The 26,248-nt window shown below is 66.5% G+C and carries 24 protein-coding genes; 20 read left to right on the top strand and 4 right to left on the bottom strand.

The annotated features are described in order from the left end of the window. The first annotated feature begins 89 nt into the window (after nucleotides 1–89). From LK459_RS00455 to proB, 8 genes are all read left to right on the top strand, one after another. Nucleotides 90–983 carry an undecaprenyl-diphosphate phosphatase gene (locus tag LK459_RS00455; protein ID WP_227921125.1) on the top strand — a complete coding sequence of 298 codons (894 nt, stop codon included), beginning with the start codon at nucleotides 90–92 and terminating at the stop codon, nucleotides 981–983. Between the two features lie 209 nt (nucleotides 984–1,192). Further along, the gene (locus LK459_RS00450; protein WP_227921124.1) at nucleotides 1,193–1,735 is read left to right on the top strand and encodes a hypothetical protein; all 543 of its coding nucleotides are present in this window, start codon (nucleotides 1,193–1,195) and stop codon (nucleotides 1,733–1,735) included. An 81-nt stretch (nucleotides 1,736–1,816) separates the two neighbouring features. Next, entirely contained in the window at nucleotides 1,817–2,233 is a 417-nt protein-coding gene (gene ndk / locus LK459_RS00445) for a nucleoside-diphosphate kinase (protein WP_039994506.1), read from the top strand. A 450-nt stretch (nucleotides 2,234–2,683) separates the two neighbouring features. Beyond that, complete coding sequence (locus LK459_RS00440) at nucleotides 2,684–6,136, top strand: Rne/Rng family ribonuclease (protein ID WP_227921122.1); 3,453 nt, start codon at nucleotides 2,684–2,686, stop codon at nucleotides 6,134–6,136. 279 nt (nucleotides 6,137–6,415) lie between these two features. Beyond that, nucleotides 6,416–6,727, top strand: a complete 312-nt coding sequence (gene rplU / locus LK459_RS00435) for a 50S ribosomal protein L21 (RefSeq protein ID WP_005176586.1) — start codon at nucleotides 6,416–6,418, stop codon at nucleotides 6,725–6,727. 60 nt (nucleotides 6,728–6,787) lie between these two features. After that, nucleotides 6,788–7,051 (top strand): 50S ribosomal protein L27, encoded by a 264-nt coding sequence (rpmA, locus tag LK459_RS00430; RefSeq protein WP_007240607.1) that lies wholly within the window; start codon nucleotides 6,788–6,790, stop codon nucleotides 7,049–7,051. 164 nt (nucleotides 7,052–7,215) lie between these two features. Beyond that, nucleotides 7,216–8,673: a GTPase ObgE gene (gene obgE, locus LK459_RS00425; protein WP_007240608.1), complete on the top strand. Its 1,458-nt coding sequence runs from the start codon at nucleotides 7,216–7,218 to the stop codon at nucleotides 8,671–8,673. Then, the gene (gene proB / locus LK459_RS00420) at nucleotides 8,666–9,781 is read left to right on the top strand and encodes a glutamate 5-kinase (RefSeq protein ID WP_227921121.1); all 1,116 of its coding nucleotides are present in this window, start codon (nucleotides 8,666–8,668) and stop codon (nucleotides 9,779–9,781) included. Before obgE ends, proB begins: the two co-directional genes overlap by 8 nt. 101 nt (nucleotides 9,782–9,882) lie before the next feature. On the opposite strand, the gene LK459_RS00415 is transcribed toward proB, so the two are convergent. The 4 genes from LK459_RS00415 to ectA form a co-directional block, all read right to left on the bottom strand. Next, the gene (locus LK459_RS00415; protein ID WP_227921119.1) at nucleotides 9,883–10,770 is read right to left on the bottom strand and encodes an NAD-dependent protein deacetylase; all 888 of its coding nucleotides are present in this window, start codon (nucleotides 10,768–10,770) and stop codon (nucleotides 9,883–9,885) included. A gap of 93 nt (nucleotides 10,771–10,863) precedes the next feature. Beyond that, a complete protein-coding gene (locus LK459_RS00410) occupies nucleotides 10,864–11,289 on the bottom strand; it encodes an ectoine synthase (RefSeq protein ID WP_227921117.1) in 426 nt (141 codons plus the stop codon). Beyond that, on the bottom strand, nucleotides 11,286–12,557 hold the full coding sequence (gene ectB, locus LK459_RS00405; protein WP_007240612.1) for a diaminobutyrate--2-oxoglutarate transaminase: 1,272 nt from the start codon (nucleotides 12,555–12,557) through the stop codon (nucleotides 11,286–11,288). The genes LK459_RS00410 and ectB overlap by 4 nt, the downstream gene beginning before the upstream one ends. Before the next feature lie 205 nt (nucleotides 12,558–12,762). Further along, entirely contained in the window at nucleotides 12,763–13,290 is a 528-nt protein-coding gene (gene ectA / locus LK459_RS00400) for a diaminobutyrate acetyltransferase (RefSeq protein ID WP_039994499.1), read from the bottom strand. Between the two features lie 186 nt (nucleotides 13,291–13,476). On the opposite strand from ectA, the gene rsmD reads away from it, so the two are divergent. The 12 genes from rsmD (at nucleotide 13,477) to LK459_RS00340 (ending at nucleotide 26,245) form a co-directional block, all read left to right on the top strand. Continuing rightward, a complete protein-coding gene (rsmD, locus tag LK459_RS00395) occupies nucleotides 13,477–14,034 on the top strand; it encodes a 16S rRNA (guanine(966)-N(2))-methyltransferase RsmD (RefSeq protein WP_007240614.1) in 558 nt (185 codons plus the stop codon). Continuing rightward, nucleotides 14,031–14,519 (top strand): pantetheine-phosphate adenylyltransferase, encoded by a 489-nt coding sequence (coaD, locus tag LK459_RS00390; RefSeq protein WP_227921115.1) that lies wholly within the window; start codon nucleotides 14,031–14,033, stop codon nucleotides 14,517–14,519. Before rsmD ends, coaD begins: the two co-directional genes overlap by 4 nt. A 164-nt stretch (nucleotides 14,520–14,683) precedes the next feature. Continuing rightward, a complete protein-coding gene (locus LK459_RS00385) occupies nucleotides 14,684–15,520 on the top strand; it encodes a DivIVA domain-containing protein (protein WP_407648831.1) in 837 nt (278 codons plus the stop codon). A gap of 52 nt (nucleotides 15,521–15,572) precedes the next feature. Then, complete coding sequence (locus LK459_RS00380; RefSeq protein ID WP_227921112.1) at nucleotides 15,573–16,235, top strand: YceD family protein; 663 nt, start codon at nucleotides 15,573–15,575, stop codon at nucleotides 16,233–16,235. A gap of 47 nt (nucleotides 16,236–16,282) precedes the next feature. Continuing rightward, nucleotides 16,283–17,002: a ribonuclease III gene (gene rnc, locus LK459_RS00375; protein ID WP_039994507.1), complete on the top strand. Its 720-nt coding sequence runs from the start codon at nucleotides 16,283–16,285 to the stop codon at nucleotides 17,000–17,002. Continuing rightward, nucleotides 16,995–17,876: a bifunctional DNA-formamidopyrimidine glycosylase/DNA-(apurinic or apyrimidinic site) lyase gene (gene mutM, locus LK459_RS00370; protein ID WP_227921110.1), complete on the top strand. Its 882-nt coding sequence runs from the start codon at nucleotides 16,995–16,997 to the stop codon at nucleotides 17,874–17,876. The genes rnc and mutM overlap by 8 nt, the downstream gene beginning before the upstream one ends. Before the next feature lie 217 nt (nucleotides 17,877–18,093). Then, on the top strand, nucleotides 18,094–18,567 hold the full coding sequence (locus LK459_RS00365; protein WP_227921108.1) for an OsmC family protein: 474 nt from the start codon (nucleotides 18,094–18,096) through the stop codon (nucleotides 18,565–18,567). A gap of 7 nt (nucleotides 18,568–18,574) precedes the next feature. Then, on the top strand, nucleotides 18,575–18,862 hold the full coding sequence (locus LK459_RS00360) for an acylphosphatase (RefSeq protein WP_227921106.1): 288 nt from the start codon (nucleotides 18,575–18,577) through the stop codon (nucleotides 18,860–18,862). Between the two features lie 65 nt (nucleotides 18,863–18,927). Continuing rightward, on the top strand, nucleotides 18,928–22,608 hold the full coding sequence (smc, locus tag LK459_RS00355; protein WP_227921105.1) for a chromosome segregation protein SMC: 3,681 nt from the start codon (nucleotides 18,928–18,930) through the stop codon (nucleotides 22,606–22,608). A gap of 79 nt (nucleotides 22,609–22,687) precedes the next feature. Next, nucleotides 22,688–24,337, top strand: a complete 1,650-nt coding sequence (gene ftsY / locus LK459_RS00350; protein WP_227921103.1) for a signal recognition particle-docking protein FtsY — start codon at nucleotides 22,688–22,690, stop codon at nucleotides 24,335–24,337. A 176-nt stretch (nucleotides 24,338–24,513) separates the two neighbouring features. Continuing rightward, complete coding sequence (locus tag LK459_RS00345; protein ID WP_007236802.1) at nucleotides 24,514–25,857, top strand: ammonium transporter; 1,344 nt, start codon at nucleotides 24,514–24,516, stop codon at nucleotides 25,855–25,857. Nucleotides 25,858–25,906: 49 nt separating this feature from the next. Further along, nucleotides 25,907–26,245, top strand: a complete 339-nt coding sequence (locus LK459_RS00340; RefSeq protein WP_005176661.1) for a P-II family nitrogen regulator — start codon at nucleotides 25,907–25,909, stop codon at nucleotides 26,243–26,245. Nucleotides 26,246–26,248 lie beyond the last annotated feature (3 nt).

The raw sequence follows: 26,248 nt of genomic DNA, 5'->3' as shown, positions 1-26,248 counted from the left end.
AATTGTCCGATTAGCGCGCAGCGCAACGGATTTCGCTACTGTGGCCTCCCGGGACGACGTTCGTCGTCCGAGTTGAGGGGGCCGCCGACGTGAGTGATCTGTCCTACCCGCAAGCCGTCGTGCTCGGATTGCTGCAGGGTGTCACCGAACTGTTCCCGGTATCGAGTCTCGGCCATTCGATCCTCGTGCCTGCGTGGCTCGGCGGCGACTGGGCTTCGCTGGTCACCGAGTCGAAGAGCTCCGGTCACACTCCCTTCTTGGCATTCGTCGTCGCGCTGCACGTGGCGACCGCGCTCGCCTTGATCCTTTTCTACTGGCGTGACTGGGTGCGTATCGTCACCGGACTCATCCGGTCCATTCGGCGTCGCAGCGTCGTCGACGACAACGACGGTCGGCTGGCGTGGCTTCTCATCGCGGGCACGATTCCGGTGGGCGTTGTGGGCCTGATCGCCGAGAAGCCGCTGCGCGTGCTCTTCGCGACACCCATCGCCGCGGCCATCCTGCTGTTCCTCAACGGACTGGTGCTGCTCACGACGGAGCTACTCCGCAGAAGGCGGCGTCGGATCGGTCGCCATGCAGTCGCTCGTGAGGCACCTGCCCGGTCGGTCGCCTCGTTGTCGATGAAGGAGGGGGCGGCGATAGGGTCGGCGCAGATCCTGGCGCTCTTCCCCGGGATCTCCCGGTCGGGGTCGACGATTTCGGCTGGGCTACTGCGTGGACTCGATCACGAGGACGCCGCGCACTTCGCATTCTTGCTTGCCACGCCGGTCATTCTCGCTGCGGGTGTCCTGAAGATTCCCGAGTTGTTCGGCCCCGATGGTCAGGGCATCGGAGGGCAGGTGGTCGTGGGTTCGGTGTGCGCCTTCGTCGCCGCATTCGCCGCGGTGGCATTCCTGGCGAAGTACTTTCACACGCGAACGCTCTATCCCTTCGTGGTCTACTGCCTCGTCGCCGGTGCCATCAGCATCGTGCGGTTCGCCTGAGCTGCATCGACCCGTATCGCACTGCGGCCGATACGGCATATGTGATGTAGTCATCTTTCCATTCGGTGAGTGCTCTGTGACAATGGCGCACGCACCGGGGGCATGCGAGCGAGGCCTCCCGTGCCGCACGCACACCGACGGCGGGACATCCCGTCGCGCAGCGGGTGCCCAGTACGGCGTCAGACGCACATCCACCCGAGAGGAGCCGCGTGACCTTTCGCGCCCCGACCAGCCCCATCCACTCTCCGGCGACCGCCACCTCGCGACGTCTTCGAGTCGCGCTCACCGCGACAGCATCGATCGCGCTGGTGCCGCTTGGTGCGATGAGCGCGCCGGAGGCCTCGGCCGTACCCGCGCCGTCGGCGCCGCACTCGACCGCACCGCACTCGACCGCACCACAATCCGGGCAGCCACATACGCCGGGAGCTCGTGGATCGTCAGAGTCGGACACCCCGCTCCCGACACCGGGTCCACCCATGCCCGTTCCGGACGACGCATACGGTTACCTCGCGACACACGATCTCACCGTGAGAATGAACGCGATGAATCTGCCGCAGGCAGTGGCCGCACTTCCGGTGCCGGACTCCTATCGACCCGCGAACCTCGCTTTCGCGGGCCAGTTCGACCGGGCGGTGACAGCGGCGCTGGCCGCGCCCGGCGGGTGCGTCCAGGTGATCATCAATTCGCACACCGCGGCGGGCAACCTCTTCGACTACGGATTCTTCCCGATCGAACCCAAGTACTGCCCGTGATCGTGCGTGCCGAACCGTCGGTCCGGGCGGAGAACCGGCGGTGCGCATGGAGAAGCGGCGTCGGGTCGATACAGTGTGCTCGTGACTGAACGGACTCTGGTACTCATCAAGCCCGACGGCGTCTCCCGTGCGCTGGTCGGCGACATCCTCGCCCGCATCGAGCGCAAGGGTCTCACCTTTGCCGCGCTCGAACTCAAGAACGTCAGCGACGACCTCGCCGCCAAGCATTACGCGGAGCACGAGGGCAAGCCCTTCTACCCGTCGCTGGTGGAATTCATCACCTCGGGCCCGCTCGTCGCGGCCGTTCTCGAAGGCCCGCGTGCCGTCGCGGCGTTTCGGCAGATCGCCGGCGGGACCGATCCGGTTGAGAAGGCCGTACCGGGCACGATCCGCGGCGATTTCGCATTGAGCACGCAGTACAACCTCGTCCACGGTTCGGACTCGCCGGAATCGGCCGAGCGCGAGATCGCACTCTGGTTTCCCGACCTGACCGTCTGACAGATCCCCGCGTATCCGAGCGCGCGTCGACGGCAGTACACCCCGTTGACGCGCGCTTTCGCGCATAGTTTGCGGGATACGACGCACCGTATGGGATACTTGCTTGGTTATCGCGAACACACTCTGCTCGTGATGACGACGATGGCGTTCGGCGTCGGACGCAGCAGTGGAGATCGTTGCCAGTGGTAGCGGTCCACACGGCTCGCGTGCGACAGATCGCTTTCCCCATGGACGTCGAGAAGAGACTCGACGGGCGGCCCAGGCCGCCGCGCATGGCGTGGAAGGCATGACGGACCTCATCACCCAGCAAGAGCGCAACCTGCGGACTCCGGACAACGGAACACCAGGAGCGCGGAGACCATATAACACCGGTCCGGGAGGATCGGGACACACGAGAGACCCCCGCGTGGCCGCCGACAATGTCGCGCCCGGGGGTTCAAGGAGACATCAGTGACCGACAACGGGTCGCCGATCGACGCGAACGCTGCGTCAGGCTCGGCGGAGGATTTTCCCAGCAAGCTCCGGGTGCACGCGCTGGCGCGCACTCTCGGCCTCACGAGCAGGCAGGTGCTCGCGCATCTCGCCGAATTGGGCTGGCACAGTCGTAGTGCCCAGTCGAGCGTCGAGCGAAGCATGGCGCAGGCCGTCGCCGACCGCGTGCGCAACCATGTGGAGGTCGACGACGCCGGACTAGCCGTCGACGCACCAGCGCCGGTTGCCGAGCAGCCGGGCACCACCGACCCGACTGTCGCGGATTCCGAGCCCGCAGGGGTGGCAGAGCCGACCGAGGCCCCCACAGCCGCCGAAGAGCCGCAGGCGGCCGATGAGCCTGCAGCCGCGGCGGCCGGGGCCGACGCTCAGGCGGCGACGCCCGCGCAAACCTCGGAGGCCGCGGCTCCCGCGGGCACCACCGCCGACGTCGCGATCGCAGGCGCGGAGGGTTCACAAGAGGGGAACCCGGAGCCGACCGGGTCGGCCACAGAGGGGGAACCAGAGCCGACCGGGTCGGCGACGCTGTTCTCCGCGATAGAGACAGAGAGCCCACAAGCGCTGGCGGCTGCAGAAGCCGTCGCAGCAAGCCCGCTGTTCCTCCCGCCTCAGCCTGCGACCGTCACCGAGACCTCCGCCGGCCGTCACCGCAAGAACGCGGATGCGGATAGGGACGGTACTGACAAGGCGGGCTCGGATAAGGCCGGCGCGCCTGCCGCCCCCGACAGCGCGCCCGACGACGACCGTTCCGATGACGCTGCGCGGACAGACGCGAACACCGTGGATTCGGCCGACACCGACGACTCCGAGGGCTCCGGCGACGAAGGCGGCCGCAATCGTCGGCGTCGTCGTGGCCGTCGTGGCCGTGGCCGCGGCCGTGGTGATCAGAATGATCGCGACCAGGGCGAGGGCACGAGCTCTGCTGACTCGACGGACACAGTCGAGTCGGACCAGACCGACACCGCGGGGTCCGAAGCCGCGGAGTCCGACGCCGAAGATGGCCGTCCGTCAGGAAAGAAGCGTAAGAAGTCCGGCAAGGGCAAAGCGGCCGAGGGCAAGGGGACCGGAAGCTCCTCGGACGACACCGGCTCCGACGACGAGGCGGACGCGGACACGACTGACGTCGACGATGCCGACAACGGGTCCGAGGATGCCGACTCAGACGGTTCGTCGACCAAGCGCCGTCGCCGTCGCCGTCGTCGCAAGGGAGGCGGCGAAGGAGACGACGTCTCGCCCGACGATCCGCCGAACACCGTCGTCCACGAGCGCGAGCCGCGTAGCAAGCGCGCCCGCGACGAGGTGCAGGGAATCTCGGGCTCGACGCGACTGGAGGCCAAGCGCCAACGCCGTCGTGACGGACGCGACGCGGGGCGTCGCCGTCCCCCGATCCTGAGCGAGTCTGAGTTCCTCGCGCGTCGTGAGGCCGTCGACCGCGTGATGGTGGTGCGCGAGCGCAGTGCCAACGTGCGGCTCGCGCAGTCCGACGAACACGAGCACGTAACGCCTGTCGAGGACTACACACAGGTCGCCGTGCTCGAGGACGGTGTGCTCGTCGAGCACTTCGTCACCACGGAGACGTCGTCGTCGATGGTCGGCAACATCTACATCGGCCGGGTGCAGAACGTCCTGCCCGGCATGGAAGCGGCGTTCGTCGATATCGGCCGGGGACGCAACGGCGTGCTCTATGCCGGTGAGGTCAACTGGGACGCGGCGGGCCTCGACGGCGGTTCCCGCAAGATCGAGCAGGCTCTCAAACCGGGCGACCCGGTGCTCGTGCAGGTCAGCAAGGACCCGGTGGGCCACAAGGGCGCCCGACTCACCACGCAGATCTCACTGGCCGGCCGCTACCTGGTGTACGTGCCCGGCGGGACGTCGACCGGAATCAGTCGCAAGTTGCCCGACGTCGAGCGCAAGCGCCTCAAGCAGATCCTGGCGAAGCTGGTTCCCGACGACGCCGGAGTCATCATCCGCACGGCATCGGAAGGTGTCAGCGCAGACGATCTCGCCGCCGACATCGAACGCCTCGAGAAGCAGTGGAAGTCGATCGACGAGGCATTCGGCAAGGCCAACAAGGGATCGGTCTCGCCTCGCCCGCTCTACGAGGAACCCGACCTGCTGGTTCGAGTCGTGCGTGACCTGTTCAACGAGGATTTCAAGAAGCTCGTGGTCGAAGGCGACAAGGCGTGGAACCTTGTCGAGGGCTACGTCAGCTCTGTCGCACCCGACCTCATGGAACGCGTCGAGCGGTTCGAACGACCGCACGCCGACGCTCCCGACTCCTTCGTGGTGCATCGCATCGACGAGCAGCTCGCGAAGGCACTCGACCGGAAGGTGTGGCTCCCGTCGGGCGGCACGCTGATCATCGAGCACACCGAGGCGATGACCGTCGTGGACGTCAACACCGGTAAGTTCACCGGCTCGGGGGGCAACCTCGAGGAAACGGTGACACGCAACAACCTCGAGGCCGCCGAAGAGATCGTGCGCCAGATGCGGTTGCGCGACATCGGCGGCATGATCATCGTCGACTTCATCGACATGGTGCTCGAATCCAACCGTGACCTGGTGCTGCGTCGGCTCACCGAGGCGCTCTCGCGTGACCGCACCCGCCACCAGGTCTCCGAGGTCACATCCCTCGGCCTGGTGCAGATGACACGCAAGCGACTCGGTACCGGTCTGCTCGAGGCGTTCTCGACGACCTGTACGACCTGTGGTGGCCGCGGAATCATCGTGCATTCGAGCCCGGTCGAGGTGACCTCCGACGACGGCGCGAAGTCGGAGAACTCCGGGAGCAAGCGGTCGCGGCGTAACAAGAAGAAGACCGAACCGGTCGAGCAGAAGCCCGCGCACAACCCGGCAGAACACCCGATGTTCCGCGCCATGGCAGCACACGCCCACGACGAGGACGGCGAGGTGATCGACGTCGAGACGGTCATCGACGAGGCCGTGACGTCCCCGACCGATGCGACGGGCGCACGGTCGGCGGGCGAGAGCGCCCAGTCGGCGGACGGGAGCGCACAGTCGGCTGATAGGAGCGCACGGTCGGCGGACGGGAGCGCACAGTCGGCGGACGGGAGCGCACAGTCGGCGGACGGGAGCGCACAGTCGGCGGACGGGAGCGCACAGTCGGCGGACGAGAGCGCACAGTCGACGGACGAGAGCGCACAGTCGACGGACGAGAGCGCCCAGTCAGCGGACGGGAGCGCCCAGTCGGCGAAACGTCGACGCCGCGCGGTTCGCCGGGCAGCGTCGCCGACCGGGACTGCCGAGCCGGTGGTTCTCACCGACGAGGCGCCCGCGAGCGAACCGCTGACCACGTTCGGTCCGGTGTCGTCGGCCCCGACGACCGTCGCGGTGCGCCGCAGGCCGCGGCGGCGGACAGCTGGACGGCCTGCAGGTCCGCCGGTCGAGGACTGACCTGATCGGCGGCTGTGCTGACGTGGTATGGCGAGTTTGACCCAGCGGCGAGACGTCCCGTAATCTTGATTGGTCGCCTTCCGCGGCGGGTTCGAGCTGTGCCGGTTATGCCATGGACACCGCTGACGAGACCCGCGGACAGGCCCTCTGGTGTGATCCGTGAGCATCCCGGGCAGTAATGCCCGATGCCGTGCGGCCCGCACCGGGACGCACACACCCACAACGCTCGTGCGCGACGGACGCGCAACGAGCCCGATGATGAGTAAGAGGACAGCTTCGATGGCAACGTACGCGATCGTCAAGACCGGCGGTAAGCAGTACAAGGTCGCTGAGGGCGACATTGTGAAGGTCGAGAAGATCGACAGCGAGCCCGGCAGCAGCGTGAGCCTGCCCGTGGCGCTGGTCGTCGACGGCTCGACCCTGACCACCGACGCGGACAAGCTCGCGAAGATCTCGGTCACCGGCGAGGTGGTCGAGCACGTCAAGGGTCCGAAGATCCGCATCCACAAGTTCAAGAACAAGACCGGCTACCACAAGCGCCAGGGCCACCGTCAGAAGCTGACGGTCCTCAAGGTCACCGGTATCAAGTAATTTCCGGGGCCACGGCCCTGATCCCCACCCAGACATCCAGGTAGCCAGGAGGACGAGAAAATGGCACACAAGAAGGGCGCGTCCAGCTCGCGCAACGGTCGCGATTCCAACGCCCAGCGCCTCGGTGTGAAGCGCTTCGGCGGCCAGCAGGTCAGCGCCGGTGAGATCCTGGTCCGCCAGCGCGGCACCAAGTTCCACCCGGGCGTCAACGTCGGCCGCGGCGGCGACGACACCCTGTTCGCTCTCGAGTCGGGCGCCGTGCAGTTCGGCACCAAGCGCGGCCGCAAGACCGTGAACATCGTTCCGGAGACCGCGCAGGCCTGACCGAGCGGTTTTCGAGCACAGCTCTCATCACAGGGCGGGCCAGGGGCATATGCACCCGGCCCGCCCTGTTGTTTGTTTCAGAAGTACACGGTTGGTCAAGTAGAGATCAGGTTCGACGAGGCGTCCGCGGTAGGTGCGGAGATCATCGAACGAGAAAGGACGTCATGTCGCGGTTCGTCGACCGGGTGACGATTCACGTCGCCGCGGGCAATGGTGGCCACGGCTGTTCGTCGGTGCATCGGGAGAAGTTCAAGCCCCTCGGCGGCCCGGACGGCGGCAACGGAGGTAACGGCGGCTCCGTGCGGCTCGTCGTCGACCCGCAGGTGCACACACTGCTCGACTTCCACTTCCGGCCGCACGCGAAGGCCGGCAACGGGACGCCGGGTATGGGAGACCACCGCAACGGCGCCACCGGCGACGACCTGATTCTCCACGTACCCGACGGCACCGTCGTGCTCGATGAGAAGGGCACCATTCTCGCCGATCTGGTCGGGGAGGGGACGACGTTCGACGCCGCGTCGGGTGGACGTGGCGGACTCGGCAACGCCGCGCTGGCGTCGAAGGCGCGCAAGGCTCCCGGCTTCGCACTTCTCGGTGAGGAGGGGCAGCATCGCGATCTCGTCCTGGAACTGAAGTCGGTCGCCGACGTCGGTCTCGTGGGGTTCCCATCCGCGGGCAAGTCGTCGTTGGTGTCGGTGCTGTCGGCCGCCAAGCCGAAGATCGCCGACTATCCGTTCACCACGCTGCAGCCCAACCTGGGCGTGGTGCAGACCGCAGGCGGCGTATTCACCATCGCCGACGTCCCCGGACTGATTCCCGGTGCGTCGACCGGTCGCGGTCTCGGACTGGAGTTCCTGCGGCACCTGGAGCGGTGTGCGGTTCTCGCCCACGTCGTCGACCTGGCGACGCTGGAACCCGGCCGTGATCCCGTGTCCGACATCGACGCGCTCGAAGCAGAACTCGCCGCGTACGAGCCCGCACTTCACTCCGATCACGGGCTCGGCGACCTCGCCGAACGCCCGCGGGTGGTGATCCTGAACAAGACGGACGTGCCTGAGGCCAACGAGCTCGCGGATCTCGTCGAACCCGAACTCGCAGAACGCGGTTGGCCCGTGTTCCGTATCTCTGCAGTTGCACACCAGGGTCTCAAGGAGCTGACCGACGCGCTCGCCACGATGGTCGAGGAGTATCGCCGAGCACATCCCAAGCCTGCGGCCCGTCGTCCTGTCATCCGCCCGAAGGCCGTGGACGACAGTGGATTCACGGTGGTCGCCGACCCCGCGACGCCCGGCGGTTTCATCGTGCGGGGTACCAGGCCTGAGCGCTGGATCGCGCAGACCCAGTTCGACAACGACGAAGCCGTCGGCTACCTCGCCGACCGTCTCAACCGGCTCGGTGTCGAGGACGAACTCGTCCGGCTGGGCGCAGAACCGGGCGCTCCGGTCACGATCGGCGACGTCAGCTTCGACTGGGAGCCGACGACACCGATGGGCGACGACGTCCCGATCACCGGTCGCGGCACCGACATCCGGCTCGATCGTTCCGAGCGCGTGGGCGCAGCGGAGCGCAAGGAGGCACGTCGTCTGCGCCGCGGACTGCAGGATGAGACCGACGGTGAGTGACGTACGCGAATCCATCGCCGCAGCGCGCAGCGTCGTCGTCAAGATCGGGTCATCGGCGATCACCGACCTCGACAGCGGCCTCGATCGTGAACGGCTCGGTCGACTGACCGATGCCCTCGAAGCGCGGATGCGAGCTGGTTCGGACGTCATCGTCGTCTCGTCGGGGGCGATCGGTGCGGGAATCGCGCCGCTCGGACTGAAGAAGCGTCCGACCGATCTCGCCACCAAGCAGGCTGCCGCGAGCGTCGGGCAGTTGGCTCTCGCGCATGCCTGGGGGACGTCGTTTCACCGGTACGGGCGCACCGTCGGGCAGGTGCTGCTGACCGCAGACGACATCTCGAACCGCGCGCACCACGCCAACGCCCAGCGCACGCTCAACCGACTCGTGGCATTGCACGCCGTCCCGGTGGTCAACGAGAACGACACCGTGGCCACCAACGAGATCCGCTTCGGTGACAACGACCGTCTCGCTGCCTTGGTGGCGCATCTCGCAGGTGCCGACGCGCTCATGCTGCTCTCCGACGTCGACGGCCTGTATGACGGTGATCCCCGCAAGGTCGGTCCCGACGGTCAACGTGCGCGCTTCATCGACGAGGTGAACGGCCCCGAGGATCTCGACGGTGTGATCGCCGGTTCCGGCGGAACCCTGGGGACCGGCGGCATGGCGTCGAAGCTCGCAGCGGCACGGTTGTCGGCGGATGCGGGGGTTCCCGTGCTGCTGGCCGCGGCGTCCGATGCCGACCGTGCGCTCTCGGACGCGTCGGTCGGCACCGTGTTCGCCGCGCGACCGGAACGTCTGTCCGCCAAACGTTTCTGGGTCAGGCACGCAGCCGACGCGCGTGGGCAGATCGTGCTCGACGACGGCGCTGTCGCGGCTGTCGCCCGCAGGCGGCGGTCGCTGCTCGCGGCCGGCGTGGTGGGGGTGAGGGGTCGTTTCTACGACGGCGACGTGGTTGAACTCGTCGACATCGCGGGCAATCTACGTGCGCGCGGGGTGAGCAGCTACGACTCCGACGAGGTCGCCCGGATGGTGGGCCGGTCGACGTCGGAGCTGCCGAATGAGTTGCACCGACCCGTCATTCACGCCGACGATCTGGTTGCCGTCTGAGTCTGTTGGCGCAGACTGACGGGAGTGCGCTCGCCGAGGAGTGGGGACTATCGGTACAGGTCGAGTCCTGCTCGGACGCTGTCTTCTACGACGTCGCGCGGTCAGGCCGCTGCGTCGCGCGTGAGGGCGGGGAGCACCTGGCCGCAGAAGTGGCCGATCTTGAGGTCCGCGATGTCGTCGGCCCGCGTAATACCGCGGTTGATCACCACGAGCGGTTTTCCCGTGCGATGTGCGTGCCGCGCGAATCTCAGGCCGGACATCACCGTCAATGACGAGCCGACGACGATCATTGCATCGGCGTCGTCAACCGCTGAGAATGCCTGCTGCACGGTCGTTTTCGACGCGTTCTCACCGAAGTAGACGATGTCGGGCTTGAGGGTTCCCCCGCACGCCGCGCAGTCGGCGACGACGAAGTCGCTCGTGTCATCGAGTGTCGCGTCCGCGTCGGGTGCCACCTCGATCGCGCCGCGACTCGCCACGCGTTCGGCGAAGCCGGGATTCAACGCGTCGAGCGCGTCGGCGAGGCGTCGTCGTGAGATGGTTTCTCCGCAGTCGAGACACCGGACGCGGCCGTAACAGCCGTGCAGTTCGATCACCCCGCGCGTGCCCGCCTTCGTGTGCAGCATGTCGACGTTCTGGGTGATCACGGTGGTGAGCCGCCCGTCGCGCTGCAGGTCGGTGAGCGCGTGATGGGAGGCATTGGGCCGAGCGGCATCCATGTGTCGCCAGCCGAGATGATTACGCGCCCAGTAGTGGCGTCGGAACTCGGCTGAGGACAGGAACATCTCGAGAGTCATCGGGGTACGGACGGGTGCACCGGGACTGCGATAGTCGGGGATACCGGAGTCGGTGGAGACACCTGCCCCGGTGAGTACGACGACACGTCGACCGTCGACAAGGCCGTACAGCTGCTCGAGGCGGGAATCGAGATCGTCGTCGATCTGGGTCGGTTCGGCCGGCGTCCAGCCGATCTGTAGCCGCGTGCGCACCCTGTCCAGGATAGACCTCTGAAACGACTCTGCCGCGGCCTCGAGAGGTCGAGGCCGCGGCAGAGTCGTTGTCGATGAACCGCCGGAGGAGGGTCAGGCGTTGGCGTGTTTGCCGCTCGCCTGCTCGGGGACGGTCACGAGTGGGTAGATCCCGTTCTCGTCGTGCACCTCGGTGCCGACGACCGGGGGGTTGAAGACGCACAGCATGCGCATCTCGGTCTCGGCCGTCACCGTGTGACGATCGTGATCGTTGAGCAGATACATCGAGCCTGCCGCCAGGGGATAGGTCTCACCGGTGTCGCGGTTGAGCAGAGTGCCCTCGCCCTCGACGAGCCACACGGCCTCGATGTGGTTGGCGTAGTGGAAGTCGTTGACGGTGCCGGCCTTGATGGTGGTCTCGTGGAACGAGAAGCCGACGCCGTCGCCGCCGAGGACGATGCGCTTGGACACCCAATTGCCCTTGGGGTCGGCGACCTCGCGGTCGGTTCCGGTGATTTCCTGGGTGGTACGGACGATCATGCGATCACCTCCTCCACGGAGTCGACGAGGATGCCGAGTCCGCGGTCAAGTTCTTCGGTGGAAATGTTCAGCGGCGGAAGAAGTTTCACAACCTCATCCGACGGGCCGGACGTTTCTGCGAGCAGTCCGGCCCCGAATGCACGTGCGCACGCCTTGGCGGCGAGCGTCGGCTCGTCGAAGACGAGTCCGCGGACCATGCCACGTCCGCGCGTCGACAGACCTTCGTGGCGATCCGACAGCGCAGAGAACACCTCGTCGATCTGCCGGCCCTTGCGGTGGACGTCGCGGGTGAGCTGGTCGTCGGACCAGAATTCCTCGATCGCCTTCGTCGCGGTGATGAACGCGGGGTTGTTGCCGCGGAAGGTGCCGTTGTGTTCACCTGGCGCCCAGACATCGAGATCACGACGGATCAGCGTCAGGGCCATGGGCAGGCCGTAACCGCTGATCGACTTCGACATGGTGACGATGTCGGGCTTGATGCCTGCCTCCTCGAACGAGAAGAACTCGCCCGTGCGTCCGCAGCCCATCTGGACGTCGTCGACGATCAGCAGGATGTCGCGACGCTTGCACAGGTCGGCAAGTCCGCGCAGCCACTCGGCGCGTGCGACGTTGACGCCGCCTTCGCCCTGCACCGTCTCGACGATGACCGCGGCAGGGGTGTTGAGGCCGCTGCCGGAATCCTCGAGCACGCGCTCGAACCAGCTGAAGTCCTCGACCGTGCCGTCGAGGTAGTTGTCGAAGGGCATCGGGGTGGCATGCACCAGCGGGATTCCTGCCCCCGCACGCTTCATGGAATTGCCTGTCACAGACAGCGATCCGAGCGTCATGCCGTGGAACGCGTTGGTGAAGCTCACGATCGACTCGCGGCCGGTGACCTTACGGGCCAGCTTGAGTGCCGACTCGACGGCGTTGGTGCCGGTGGGGCCGGGGAACTGGACCTTGTAGTCGAGTCCACGCGGCGAGAGGATCTTGTTCTGGAAGGTCTCGAGGAACTGGCCCTTCGCCACGGTCGCCATGTCGAGGCCGTGGGTGATGCCGTCCGCCGAGATGTACTCGAGAAGAGCCTCTTTGAGGATCGGGTGATTGTGCCCGTAGTTCAGGGCACCCGCGCCCGCGAAGAAGTCGAGGTATTCGCGGCCTTCGGTATCGGTGATCCACGAGCCACGCGCACGGCCGAACACGGTGGGCCAGTTGCGGCAGTAGCTGCGGACCTCGGACTCGTTCTGAGTGAACACCGAGTCGTCGATGGTGGTTTCGAGAAGTTGCATCGTGCATCCTCCATAGTGGGAAATCTGTGTGCCACAGAGCTGTTCGGACGCGAAGCGTCCACAAGCACTGTGGGGACGCGCATCTGCGCGTCAGCGCGCCTTGTGCGCCGTTGTCGGACGCGTGACGTTGTCCGCATCGGGAACGCGCAGAGCGGCGAGCCGCGAGGTGAGAGCCGGAGCGACGACGGCGCGTCCGGCGGTCGGGTTAGGGTTCGCCGACCTTTGGCTCGAGCATGTAGAGATCCTCGGGCTCGTGTGCGTCGGGGAAGTCGCCGACGGCGAAGAGGTCTCGCCGGACGAAGTCGAGGCCACGATCGCGTGCCACTGACGCGAACAGGCGTTGCGACGCAACATTGTCGGGACTGATTGTGGTGTGCATGGCCACCACCGAACTGCGTCGAACACGATCGAACAGGTGGTGCAGCATCTTTGCTGCGATCCCATGTCCGCGGAAGTCGTCGTCTACGGCGACCTGCCAGACCATGATCGTCGACGGATCCGACGGACGTCGGTACCCGGTGACGAAACCTACTGCGCGGCCGTCGACTTCGGCGACAATTGAGGTGTCGGCGTAGTCGTGGCACCACAGCACATAGGCGTAACTCGAGTTGACGTCGAGAACCTGTGAATCCGAGGCGATTTCCCAGAGTCTGGTTCCGTCGGACACCGTCGGCGTCCGATATTCGATCGTCAGGACAGTTGATGGGGCCGTTCTCGTTGAGGAAGGGCTCATAACGTTTTAAAGGTTAACAACGTGTGTCGGTGAAGTCATGCTGCTGCGGAAATCGGACATTGAAAGCGGGGTGTCGGCGCTGTTCAACCACCCAATGTGATAGGGGTCACAACGGTGTTTTTCGCGATCCTGCCGTGCCGAGGAGTTGGGTGCCAGGCCGGGGGATCATCGAGCAGAATACGACCAATGACGAGAATCATCGCCGGTGAGTTCGGCGGGCGTCGACTCAAGGTCCCGGACGACGGGACTCGGCCCACTTCCGACAGGGTACGTGAGGCGGTGTTCAACGTGCTCGACGCGCGGATCGATTTCGACGACGCTCGCGTCCTCGATCTGTACGCGGGTTCGGGGGCGCTCGCCATCGAGGCGATGTCGCGGGGCGCGGAACGGGCGACGATGGTGGACAGCCGTAAACGAGCCACGTCGATCATCGCTGCGAATGCGCGGTCGCTGGGTCTCTCGGCCCGGTCGCAGGTGGTGACCGCAGGTGTGGCGTCGTACCTCGACGGCGCGCAGCCGGAACAGTTCGATCTCGTCTTCTCCGATCCGCCCTACGCGCTCGAGACCGCCGAGGTCGAGGTCGACCTGCGGCGACTGGCGTCCGGGTGGCTGGCCGATGACGCTCTCGTCGTCGTCGAGCGTGATGTGCGGTCGCCGTCGCCGACGTGGCCGGAGGAGTTCGAGGTGATCGTCGAGAAGGTCTACGGGGAGACCCGGGTGCAGGTCGGTAGGTTTACGCCATGAGCAGCGCAGTGATTCCAGGCTCCTTCGATCCGTTCACCAGGGGGCATCGGTACATCGTCGAACGTGCAGCACTTGCCTTCGACGAGATCGTGGTCCTCGTGGTGGTCAATCCCAACAAGCACGGACTGTTCAGCATCGACGAACGCATCGCGCTCATCGAGCAGGACTGTGCCGACCTCTCCAACGTGCGGGTCGACCGCTGGACCGGTCTGCTCGTCGACTATTTGAACGAACAACACATCCGGGTCCTCGTGAAGGGGCTCCGCTCGGGCGTCGACTTCGACTACGAACTGCCGATGGCACAGATGAACCGGGAGCTCGCCGACGTCGAGACCGTCTTCATGCTCACCGATCCGCGGTTCGCGCATGTCTCGAGTTCGCTGGTCAAAGAGGTGGCGAAGCTCGGCGGCGATGCGTCGCCGTACCTGGCACCGCACATTCACCAACGCCTCGAGGCCGTGCTGGCGGGGGAGCGCACCGCCTGACCTCTGGTGCCACAAATGCCACTGGCGACACGCCCATATCATTCAGCTCCTCAATCACAGCGACCCCATTCGGCACAATAGTCACATCAGTTTCACGCGGGGCTGCGTCACAGGACACAGGTCTGACTGACACAAGCAATGGCATGAGCCGGATTGGGGTAGCTGTGTACCGGGTATTTGAAGCTCTCGACGAACTCGTAGCCATCGTCGAGGAGGCACGAAGCGTTCCCATGACCGCGGGCTGCGTCGTGCCGCGCGGCGATGTCCTCGAACTCCTCGACGACATCAAGGACTCGATCCCTGGCGAACTCGACGACGCGCAGGACGTGCTCGACCAGCGCGAGAACATGCTCGGTGACGCTGCCGACCACGCCGACAAGGTGGTCACCACCGCCGAGTCGGAATCCGACGCGATGCTCGCGCATGCCCGTGCCGAGGCCGACCGCCTCCTGGCCGATGCCAAAGCGCAGGCGGATCGGATGGTCGACGAGGCAAGCGCGCACGGCAAGAACCTCGTCGACGAGGCGACCGCCGAGGCCCATCGGCTCTCGACGAGTGCCGCACGCGAGTTCGACGCGGTCACCGGTCGTGCCCGCGCCGAGGCTCAGCGGACCATCGATTCGGCGAACAACACCTACGACAAGTCCGTGGCGGACGGTATCGCCGAGCAGCAGCGGCTTGTGTCGGAGACCGAGGTCGTCGCGGCAGCGAAGTCGGAGGCCGAGCGGATCATCGACGCCGCACACGCCGAGGCCGACCGTCTGCGCGGTGACTGCGACATCTATGTCGACGAGAAGCTCGCCGAGTTCGAGGAGATCCTCACCGGGACACTGCGTTCGGTGAACCGTGGTCGTCACCAGCTGCGCACCGGCGCAGGCATGCACGACTACGTCGAGTACCCGCGCAGCGTCGACGATGCGTCGGCGCGTCGGAACAGCTCTGACCAGGCCCGATCGGCTTCTGCGGACGTACACGACCACAGCTCGCCGCTGGCCGTCTGACGGCCGTGTCGGGTGGTTCGATGAAAGCGCCACCCCAGCGTATGGTGCAGATGTGGCCGAGAATGCAGTGAATCAAAGCGCACCGTCACAGCAGGATCCGTTCGTGCTCGACATCCGCTCGATGGGCAGGCGTCCGGGAACGATGGAAGAGGTACATCGCACGGTCGTCACGCCCGAGCGCATCGGCGTCGAGATGATCGCGATTCCCGCGGGTTCCGACGTCGACCTCGACCTCCGGTTGGAATCGGTGTCCGAGGGGGTCTTGGTGACGGGCACCGTCTCGGGTGAGACCGAGGGGCAGTGTGCGCGCTGTCTGGAACCTGTCGACGGCACGGTCACGGTGTTCCTCACGGAGCTCTACGCCTACCCCGACAGCGAGACGGAGCAGACCACCGACTCCGAGGACATCCACCGCATCGTCGACGATCGGATCGACCTCGAGCAGGCCGTCATCGACGCCGTCGCACTGGAGTTGCCGATGTCTCCGCTGTGTAGCGACGACTGCGCGGGACTCTGTAGTGAATGTGGAGTGCGGTTGGCGGTTGCGGAGCCGGGGCACTCCCACGAGATCATCGATCCGCGGTGGGCGGGGCTGGCCGACAAGTTCGGATCCCTGCCGCAGGATGGGGCGTCGGATTCGGCTCCGACGAGTCCCGAGGATGTCGGTGACGCGGACTCGACTGCCGGGGACGCCGGTGGGCGGGGCTCGGCGTGAGTGGTCTCGACGACGCGTCGTCTGCCACGGAGGGTCACGCGCATGAGATAGGGGCGTCGTCGGAAGGCGTCGGCTCGTTGTTGGCCGCGCTCGGTACGCCGATCTCCGACGAGCTGCTCACGCTGGCCCTGACCCACCGCTCCTACGCCTACGAGAACGGTGGCCTGCCGACCAACGAACGGTTGGAGTTCCTCGGCGATTCGGTGCTGGGCGTCGTCATCACCGAGCGGCTCTACCTGCGTTACCCGGATCGACCCGAGGGCGAGCTCGCGAAGATCCGGGCCAGCGTCGTCAACATGCACGCCCTGGCCGACGTCGCGCGCGGACTGGGGGAGGGCGGCCTCGGGCGACACCTCTACCTCGGGCGTGGCGAAGAGATGACGGGTGGACGAGACAAGGATTCGATCCTCGCCGACGGGCTCGAATCATTGTTCGGCGCAATGTATCTCGACCATGGCCTGGAGACGTCGCAACAAATCATCCTCAATCTCTTCGACGAGATCCTCGACCGCGCGGGTCAACTCGGTGCCGGCCTCGATTGGAAGACCTCGCTGCAGGAGTTGGCTGCCGAGCGCGGTTACGGGCCGCCGCAGTACCAGATCAGTTCTACGGGACCGGATCACAGCAAGGAGTTCACCGCGCGCGCGGTGATTGCAGGCGAAGAACTCGGTGAGGGCGTGGGGCGCACCAAGAAGGAAGCCGAACAGAAGGCCGCCTCACTGGCGTGGCAGGCGCTCGCAGAGCGTGGCCCCTCGAGCGATGCCTGAGCTTCCCGAAGTCGAAACCGTTCGTTCCGGTCTCGAGAAGCATGTCGTCGGCCGAACCATCACCGATGTCGAGGTGCTGCACCCCAGAGCGGTTCGCAGGCACGTCGGTGATGCCCCCGACCTCGTCGGAAGGCTGAGCGGCGCAACGATTCTCGCGGCTCGTCGACGCGGTAAGTATCTCTGGCTCGACGTTGCGGCGCCACAGGGTGATGATCGGTTCGCGCTCGTCGTCCACCTGGGCATGAGCGGTCAGATGCTCGTCGCACGGGTCGGCGCACCCGATCACACCCATCTCCGGGTGCGCGCGACACTCGATGACGGCAACGAGCTGAGGTTCGTCGATCAGCGGACCTTCGGCGGCTGGCATCTCGACGACTACGTCGACGCCGGAGAGGAACTGCCCGGCGACTCCGAAGCGCTGCCCCGCTCGATCGCCCACATCGCGCCCGACCCGTTCGATCCGGCATTCGACCGTGACGACGTGGTGCGGCGGATGCGCGGTAAGCACACCGAGGTCAAGCGGGCGCTCCTCGACCAGTCGCTGGTCTCGGGAGTCGGCAACATCTACGCCGACGAGGCGCTGTGGAGAGCCCGGCTCAACGGAACCCGTGTGACCGACGGTATCTCGAAGGCGAAACTCGCCGAATTGCTCGACGCGGCGACAGAGGTGATGAGCGATGCGTTGGCCGCCGGCGGCACGTCGTTCGACGCGCTGTACGTCAACGTCAACGGGCAGTCAGGGTACTTCGAACGGTCGTTGAACGCCTATGGGAGGGCGGGCCAACCGTGCCGACGCTGCGGGACGCCGATGCGACGGGAAGAGTTCATGAACCGCTCGAGCTTCTACTGCCCGGTCTGTCAGCGCAAACGCTAGCGGAGCGGTCGCATGCGCCGAGGCGCTGCAGTCTGGTGACCACGATCTCGGTCGGCGGTTCAGGGGAACTCTCTGGGAGATACGACGCGGTCACCTGGAAATACCGAACGCTGTGGCACCGTTTGAGCTATCACCAGACGAGACGACAAGGGGAGCGACGCCCGAGACAGCTGAGCGGAGCGTCGTCGATCACAAGTGTGAAGGGAGTCATCGCGAGATGACCAGTGAGAATTCGACCGTGGCCACGGCGGCCTCGGGTTCGCGGGAGCCGGACGCCGGAGCACACACCGAGTTGTGGGTGCAGCGGACCGGGACGCGTCGCTACACCGGCAGGAGTTCGCGTGGAGCAGAGGTGCTGATCGGCTCGCAGGACGTCGACGGCGTGTTCACACCCGGTGAGCTGTTGAAGATCGCGCTTGCGGCGTGCACGGGCATGTCGTCGGATCGACCGTTGGCGCGACGCCTCGGCGACGACTACGACGCGACGATCCACGTGTCGGGCGATGCCGATCGCGAGAACGAGGTGTATCCGCGGCTGCGTGAGGTTCTCGACGTCGACCTGTCAGAGCTCGACCCGGCTGCCGCCGAGCGGTTGCTGGTCGTCGTATCGCGTGCGATCGACTCGGTGTGCACCGTTGGGCGGACCCTCAAGGCGGGTACCGAGGTCGAACTCGTCATCGAGAGCGAGTGAGTCCCCGATGACAGGCTCCGACGCGGCGGTTCGGATGACGGCGCACGTCCACGGACAGGTCCAAGGCGTCGGATTCCGTTGGTGGACGCGGGCGCGAGCCCTGGAGTTGGGGCTGGTCGGTTCGGCGACGAACCTCGCAGACGGTCGGGTACAGGTGGTCGCCGAGGGACCGAAGTCGCAGGTGCACGCGCTGCTGGATCGACTCCGCTCCGGCGACACTCCCGGTCGGGTCGACCTCGTCGTCGAGCGTTTCGACGACCCCCGCGGTGACCTGCAGGGATTCGTCGAACGCTGAGTGCTGCACCGGCGGCGTCCCCGGTTGGCGCAACCCGGATGCCCTGATGGGTAGGCTTTACGGTCGTGCACCTGAAAAGCCTGACCCTGAAGGGCTTCAAGTCCTTCGCGTCGGCCACGACGCTGCGATTCGAGCCCGGCATCACCTGCGTGGTGGGCCCCAACGGCTCGGGTAAGTCGAATGTGGTCGACGCGCTGACGTGGGTCATGGGTGAGCAGGGTGCCAAGGCGCTGCGCGGCGGCAAGATGGAAGACGTCATCTTCGCCGGGACGTCGGGCCGACCACCTCTCGGTCGCGCCGAGGTGACGCTGACCATCGACAATTCCGACGGCGCGCTCCCCATCGAGTACTCCGAGGTCTCGATCACCCGCCGCATGTTCCGTGACGGCGCAGGAGAGTACGAGATCAACGGCAGCTCGTGCCGCCTCATGGACGTGCAGGAGCTGTTGTCCGACTCCGGCATCGGCCGTGAGATGCACGTCATCGTCGGGCAGGGGCGTCTCGCCGCGATTCTGGAGTCGCGGCCCGAGGATCGTCGAGCCTTCATCGAGGAGGCCGCCGGTGTCCTCAAGCACCGCAAACGCAAAGAGAAGGCAGTACGCAAGCTGGACTCGATGCAGGCGAACCTCGCGCGCCTCACCGACCTCACCGCTGAGCTGCGTCGTCAACTCAAGCCGCTCGGACGACAGGCCGAGGTCGCACGGCGCGCGCAGACGGTGCAGGCCGACCTGCGCGACGCACGCTTGCGGCTCGCCGCCGACGACCTCGTCACGCGCCGAGCAGAGATGGCCGAACACACCGCGGTCGAGGAGGAGATCCGTGGTCGATCCGACGAGGTGACCGCGGAACTCGACGCCGTCAATGCCGAGGTCGCCGAGCACACCGACCACCTGGCCCAGGTGACTCCCGCGGCCGCTGCGGCCAATCAGGCCTGGTTCCGCCTGTCGGCGCTCGCCGAGCGGGTCGACGCGACGAACCGCGTGGCAAGCGAACGCAGTCGGTACCTCGCAGAGCCGTCGGTCACGTCCAGCGGGCCGGACCCGGAACAGCTCGAACGGCAGGCGGAAGAGGCCGCGCTGACCGAGGCCGAAATGGCCGAGGCCGTATCGCTGGCCGCGGAGTCGCTCGAGGTCGCCAAGCTCGAACTCGAAGAGTACGAGCGCGTCGCCGCCGAGGCCGAACGCGCCCACATGGCTGCCGTGCGCGCCATCGCCGACCGACGCGAGGGACTTGCACGGCTCGAGGGCCAGGTCGAGAGCCTGCAGACCAAGGCCGACGGGGTCGACGCCGAGGCCGCACGCCTCACCGCAGCGATCGCCGCCGCCGTCGAGCGTGCGGAAACTGCTGGACAACAACAGGATTCGGCTGCCGAGTCACTCAGTCAGATGGAAGCCTCCGAACAGGGTCTCGACGAGCACCACGAACGGTGCGTCGCCGCGCTGAACCTCTCCAACGAGCGGGTCGCCTCGCTGCAGGCCGCAGAACGTGAGGCCGAGCAACGGATCGCGTCACTCAGTGCACGTATCGAGGCGCTGTCTGTCGGGTTGGAACGCAACGACGGCGGCGCCTGGCTGCTCGAGAACGCCCCGGACGGCCTGACCGGTCAGGTTGCGGAGCTGTTGGACGTGAACGCGGGCTACGAGACCGCGATCGCAGGCGCCCTCGGACCGGCTGCCGACGCCATCGCGACGGTTGACGCTCTCGCTGCTGTCCGTGCCCTGCAGGCACTCAAGACAGGCGACGGTGGTCGAGCCGCATTGCTGTTGGGCGGCATCGGCAGTGCCGGACCGCAACGCGATCTGCCATTGCCCGACGGTGCGGTCTGGGCGACGTCGGTGGTGGTTGCGCCGCCGCAGATCCGTGGGGCCGTCGATCATCTGCTCACCGACGTGGTGATCGTCGACGACGCCGCACAGGGCGTCGATCTCGCTGTGCAGCACGGGCTTCGATGCGTCACCCGCGACGGCGACCGGATCGGCCCGGCATCGGTCGAGGGCGGGTCGTCGAGGCGTCCGTCGACGCTGGAGGTCACCTCGGCCATCGACACGGCGACGGCCGACCTCGCCGCCGCACGACGGACCACCGAGGAGACGCAGGCGGCGCTCGAGGGCGCGCTCGTCGAACAGCGGGCCCGACGGGAGGCGGCCGAGGAGGCTCTGGCCGCCCTCCACGAATCCGACGCCGCTGTCGGAGGTACCTACGAACAACTCGCCCGACTGGGGCAGGAGGTGCGGGCCGCGCGCGCCGAAGCCGACAGACTGACGCGGCAGCGTGACCGGGCCGAAGAAGGCCGCGGCGAGATGCTCGCGACCCTCGCGCAACTACAGGAACGGCTGCGACTGGCTCGCGACGAATCGACACCCGAACCCGTCGAGACCGGGGGGAACGGCGACGAGCGAACCGCCGCTGCCGCTGCTGTCGCGGGTGCGCGCTCGACAGAGATGGAGGCGCGCCTCGCGCTGCGCACCGCAGAAGAGCGCCTCGCGTCGGTACGCGGACGGGCCGACTCGCTACGACGAGCCGCGCAGCGCGAACGGGACGCGCGCGAACGCGCACGGCGACAGGACGAGGCCCGTCGGGTCGCCGCCCGAGTTGCGGCCGAGGTCGCCGACGCCGCGACCGCCGTGTCCGAGCGGCTCGTCGGCGCGGTCGCGACGGCGCAGACCGGACGCGACGAACTCGAGCAGGTCAAGGCTGCGCGCACCGAGACCCTCGAGGCGCTCAAGACCCGGGCGGCGGCGCTGACCGACCAGCTCAACGCCTTGCGCGACTCCGTTCACCGCGACGAGGTCGCACGCGCACAGTCGGCGCTGCGCATCCAACAACTCGAGGAGCAGATCCTCGAGAACTTCGCGATGTCGCCGGACGATCTGATCGCCGAGTACGGTCCCGACGTACCGATGCCCCCCTCGGCGCTGGAGATGTCCGAGTACGAGCAGGCCAAGGAACGCGGAGAGAACGTCGTGGCGCCCGCACCACTCCCGTACGACCGCGCATCCCAGGAGGCTCGCGCGAAGAAGGCGCAGAAGGACCTCAACACTCTCGGCAAGGTGAACCCGCTGGCCCTCGAGGAGTTCGCGGCGCTCGAGGAGCGCTACAGCTTCCTCTCGGCGCAGCTCGAAGACGTCAAGGCGGCGCGAAAAGACCTTCTCGACGTGGTCGAGGACGTCGACGCGCGCATCCTGCAGGTCTTCACCGAGGCCTACGCCGACGTCGAGCGCGAATTCTCCCAGGTGTTCTCGACGCTGTTCCCCGGCGGCGAGGGCCGACTCGTGCTCACCGAGCCCGGTGACATGCTGACGACCGGAGTCGAGGTCGAGGCTCGTCCACCCGGCAAGAAGGTGAAGCGACTGTCGCTGCTGTCCGGCGGCGAGAAGTCGCTGACCGCGGTGGCGATGCTCGTCGCGATCTTCCGTGCGCGACCCTCCCCGTTCTATGTGATGGACGAGGTCGAGGCCGCACTCGACGACACCAACCTCCGTCGTCTGATCACGCTGTTCGAGCAGCTTCGCGAACGATCGCAACTCATCGTCATCACGCACCAGAAGCCGACGATGGAGGTCGCCGACGCGCTCTACGGCGTGAGCATGCGAGGTGACGGCATCACGACCGTGATCTCGCAGCGTCTACGCGGACAGAACGTCGCCGTGTCGGCGACGACGAGACAGGGCGACGGGGACCTCGACACGGGAGAGAACCACGAGAAGGAAGTCGACGTTCAGCAAGCGAACAGTGCGACAACATAGAGAACGCGCCCTCCGCTAGCCGGCCAGGGAGCACGATGCACAACGCAGCCCGAGATATGCGGGAAGAACTGGAGAAGCAGTGAACACCGGAATCATCATCGGAATAGTCATCGCGGTCGTCGTCATCCTCGCGTTGATCATCGCGGGGCTCGTCCTCGCGCGCCGTCGACGGATCTCGCTGCGTGACGACAGCCAGACGCAGGTGGTCGACGGATCCAAACCGCAGGTCGACCGCTCGGGCGGCTACAAAGCGTCGTCGGGCTTCAGCTTCAGCCAGGGCGGCGCGGCGTCGGGCACCGCGGTCGCAGAACCACCGCAACCGCCGGTGGCGCCGACCGAGCGGACCGAGGTGGACGGTCAGCCCGGCGTCGGAGACGACGCGTCGGTTCCGCGCGATTCCGAACGCAGGGGTATCACCAACGTCGTCCTGCCCGACAGCGACACCGACACCGCGGGCGCGGAACCGGCAACCGAGACCACTGCTACCGACTCCGCTGCGACAGACACCGCTGCGACAGAGACCGGGGCGACCGTCGCCGGTACGTCGGCTGCGGAGACCTCCGAGAGCACCGCGGATTCCGCCGAGTCTCCGCTGACTAGTTCGACGGTGCCCGTCGACGACGCGGATGCCTCGTTCACCACGCCGCTGTTCGAGGAGATCGTCGAGTCGGTCGGGGAGAGCCCCGACGAGATCATCGAAGAGATCGACGAAATCGAGGACGATGAATCCGCAGGCTCGACCGCGACGACCGTCGAGGCCGGCGCCCTCACCGCCGAATCGGCAACCACCGCTGCGCCGCGCGAGGAGATCGAGCCGACCGCAGGCAGGCTCGGTCGGCTCCGCGGGCGTCTGTCGCGCTCGCAGGGGGCGATCGGCAAGAGCATGCTCGGGCTGCTCGGCGCGGGAGATCTCGACGAGGAGAGCTGGGAGGAGATCGAGGACACCCTGGTGATGGCCGATCTCGGCTCTACCGCGACGGACGCGGTGATCGAGCGGCTGCGCACCGAGCTGGCCACCAATCCGGTACGCAACGCCGACGAGGCGCGTGCTCTGCTGCACAAGGTGCTCGTCGAGCAGTTGCATCCCGAGTTCGACCGGTCGATTCGGGCGCTTCCGCACGCCGACAAGCCCGCGGTCGTGCTCATCGTCGGGGTCAACGGCACCGGCAAGACCACGACGACCGGCAAACTCGCGCGTGTGCTCGTGGCCGACGGTCGGCGGGTGCTCCTCGGTGCTGCCGACACCTTCCGCGCCGCAGCGGCAGACCAGTTGCAGACATGGGGTGAGCGTGTCGGCGCAGGCATCGTGCGCGGCAAGGAGCAGGGCGATCCCGCCGCGGTCGCATTCGACGCGGTCGCCAAGGGCATCGAGGAGGGGGTCGACGTCGTTCTGATCGACACCGCGGGACGACTGCACACCAAGACCGGCCTGATGGACGAGCTCGGCAAGGTCAAGCGCGTCGTCGAGAAGAAGGCGCCCGTCGACGAGGTGATCCTGGTGCTCGATGCGACCGTCGGCCAGAACGGTCTGGCCCAGGCGAAGGTGTTCGCCGACGTCGTCGACATCACCGGTGTCGCACTGACGAAGCTCGACGGCACCGCCAAAGGCGGCATCGTGTTCAACGTGCAAGAGGTGCTCGGCGTGCCGGTGAAGCTCGTCGGACTGGGCGAAGGCGCCGACGATCTCGCTCCGTTCGACCCGGACGCCTTCATCGACGCATTGTTGTGATCGGCACATCGGGCCGAGGAGAGTTGTCCGATTCACCTGGTGGTTTACCTGGGTGACATGTGAATCGGGCTTTGGTTCACACGGTGGAAACACGGGAGCACCACAGCTGAAACCACTTGCCGACAGAGTCTTTGCAGGCGCCGAGCCGTCGGCGCGCTCTGAGGAGGTTTTCTACAGTGGTCTCTGCACTACCAGATAGTGTTTTCGGAGAGCCTGACGCCGGCAATACAGCGTGGATGCTGGCCAGCGCGTCGATGGTTCTACTGATGACTCCGGCGCTGGCCTTCTTCTACGGGGGGCTGTCTCGGGGTAAAGCGGTTCTGAACATGATGATGATGTCGTTCGGTTCGGTCGCGACCGTCAGCATCGTCTACGTTCTGTGGGGGTTTTCTGAGTCGTTCGGAAACACCGTCACCGGTGACTCCGACATCTGGGGAGTCTTCTCGAATCCGTTCTCGCTCTTCGGTTCCGACCAGTTGATGAACACCGCGGGAACCGAGGACAAGCCGACCTACGTGCTGTGGACGGGCGTCGACACCCATCTGCCCGCCATCGTCTTCCTTGCGTTCCAGCTCACGTTCGCCGTGATCACCGTGGCCCTGATCTCAGGTGCCGTGGCCGAGCGCGTGAAGTTCTCTACGTGGCTGGTGTTCTCGGTGCTGTGGTCGACCATCGTCTACTTCCCGCTCTCCCACATGGTGTGGGGTGGCGGTCTGATGTCGAACGCCGAAAAGGGCTTCGCCTCCTGGATGTTCGGCACCAATTCGGACGGCACCGCCAACGTCGCGCCGATCGACTTCGCCGGTGGCACGGTCGTCCACATCAACGCCGGTATGGCCGGCCTGGTGCTTGCGCTGATCGTCGGCACCCGCGTCGGTTTCGGCAAGACCGCCTACCGCCCGCACAACATCCCGTTCGTGATGCTCGGTGCAGCTCTGCTGTGGTTCGGCTGGTTCGGCTTCAACGCAGGCTCCGAACTCGCCGCCGACATGACTGCGGGCAAGGTCTGGGTCAACACCACCGCCGCGACAGCGGCCGCGATGGTCGGCTGGCTCGCAGTCGAGTGGGTGCGCGACAAGCATCCGACCAGCGTCGGCGCCGCATCGGGCATCGTCGCGGGTCTCGTGGCGATCACCCCTGCCTGTGGTGCGCTGACCCCGGTCGGCTCGCTGATCCTCGGTGTGATCGCAGGCATCCTCGCCGCACTCGCCATCGGTCTGAAGAACAAGTTCGGTTACGACGATTCGCTCGACGTCGTCGGCGTGCACCTGGTCGCAGGCCTGTGGGGAACCATTGGCATCGGCTTCCTCGCCAAGGACACCGGCCTGTTCTGGGGCGGCGACTACAAGCAGCTCGTGGTGCAGATCGTGATCGCCGCATTCGCACTGGCTTTCACCGGTGTGCTCACCACCATCATCGCTCTGGTGCTCAAGCCGCTCGGCTGGCGCATCAAGCCCGATGAGGAGAAGAGCGGCATCGATGAGGCCGAACATGCCGAGAGTGCGTACGAACTGGCATGAATCCCCGGTCATTCACTACTACGCTGATTCCTGTGGAGAGGGATAACTAATGAAGCTCATCACCGCAATCGTGAAACCGTTCACGCTTGAGGACGTCAAAGCCGGCCTCGAGCAGGCCGGGATTCTGGGAATGACTGTCAGCGAGGTGCAGGGTTACGGCCGCCAGAAGGGACACACCGAGGTCTATCGAGGTGCCGAGTACTCGGTCGACTTCGTGCCCAAGGTGCGAGTAGAGGTCGTCGTGGACGACGCAGCTGTTGACAAGGTTGTCGATGTCATCGTGGAGGCCGCGCGAACCGGCAAGATCGGTGACGGAAAGGTGTGGGTCTCCCCGGTTGAGTCGGTCGTTCGCGTCCGAACCGGCGAGCGCGGCGCCGACGCGCTGTAGCGA

Source organism: Gordonia otitidis, assembly GCF_020735545.1.
Classification (GTDB): domain Bacteria; phylum Actinomycetota; class Actinomycetes; order Mycobacteriales; family Mycobacteriaceae; genus Gordonia; species Gordonia otitidis.
Note: the sequence above shows the minus strand (reverse complement) of the source record. Positions and strands in the feature narration are given on the sequence as shown.

Excerpts from the sequence above, each read along its gene's own strand:
- rplU (WP_005176586.1), top strand. The coding sequence starts at position 6,416 with ATGGCAACGTACGCGATCGTCAAGACCGGCGGTAAGCAGTACAAGGTC.
- rpmA (WP_007240607.1), top strand. The coding sequence starts at position 6,788 with ATGGCACACAAGAAGGGCGCGTCCAGCTCGCGCAACGGTCGCGATTCC.
- obgE (WP_007240608.1), top strand. The coding sequence starts at position 7,216 with ATGTCGCGGTTCGTCGACCGGGTGACGATTCACGTCGCCGCGGGCAAT.
- LK459_RS00410 (WP_227921117.1), bottom strand. The coding sequence starts at position 11,289 with ATGATCGTCCGTACCACCCAGGAAATCACCGGAACCGACCGCGAGGTC.
- ectB (WP_007240612.1), bottom strand. The coding sequence starts at position 12,557 with ATGCAACTTCTCGAAACCACCATCGACGACTCGGTGTTCACTCAGAAC.
- ectA (WP_039994499.1), bottom strand. The coding sequence starts at position 13,290 with ATGAGCCCTTCCTCAACGAGAACGGCCCCATCAACTGTCCTGACGATC.
- rsmD (WP_007240614.1), top strand. The coding sequence starts at position 13,477 with ATGACGAGAATCATCGCCGGTGAGTTCGGCGGGCGTCGACTCAAGGTC.
- coaD (WP_227921115.1), top strand. The coding sequence starts at position 14,031 with ATGAGCAGCGCAGTGATTCCAGGCTCCTTCGATCCGTTCACCAGGGGG.
- mutM (WP_227921110.1), top strand. The coding sequence starts at position 16,995 with ATGCCTGAGCTTCCCGAAGTCGAAACCGTTCGTTCCGGTCTCGAGAAG.
- LK459_RS00365 (WP_227921108.1), top strand. The coding sequence starts at position 18,094 with ATGACCAGTGAGAATTCGACCGTGGCCACGGCGGCCTCGGGTTCGCGG.
- LK459_RS00360 (WP_227921106.1), top strand. The coding sequence starts at position 18,575 with ATGACAGGCTCCGACGCGGCGGTTCGGATGACGGCGCACGTCCACGGA.
- LK459_RS00340 (WP_005176661.1), top strand. The coding sequence starts at position 25,907 with ATGAAGCTCATCACCGCAATCGTGAAACCGTTCACGCTTGAGGACGTC.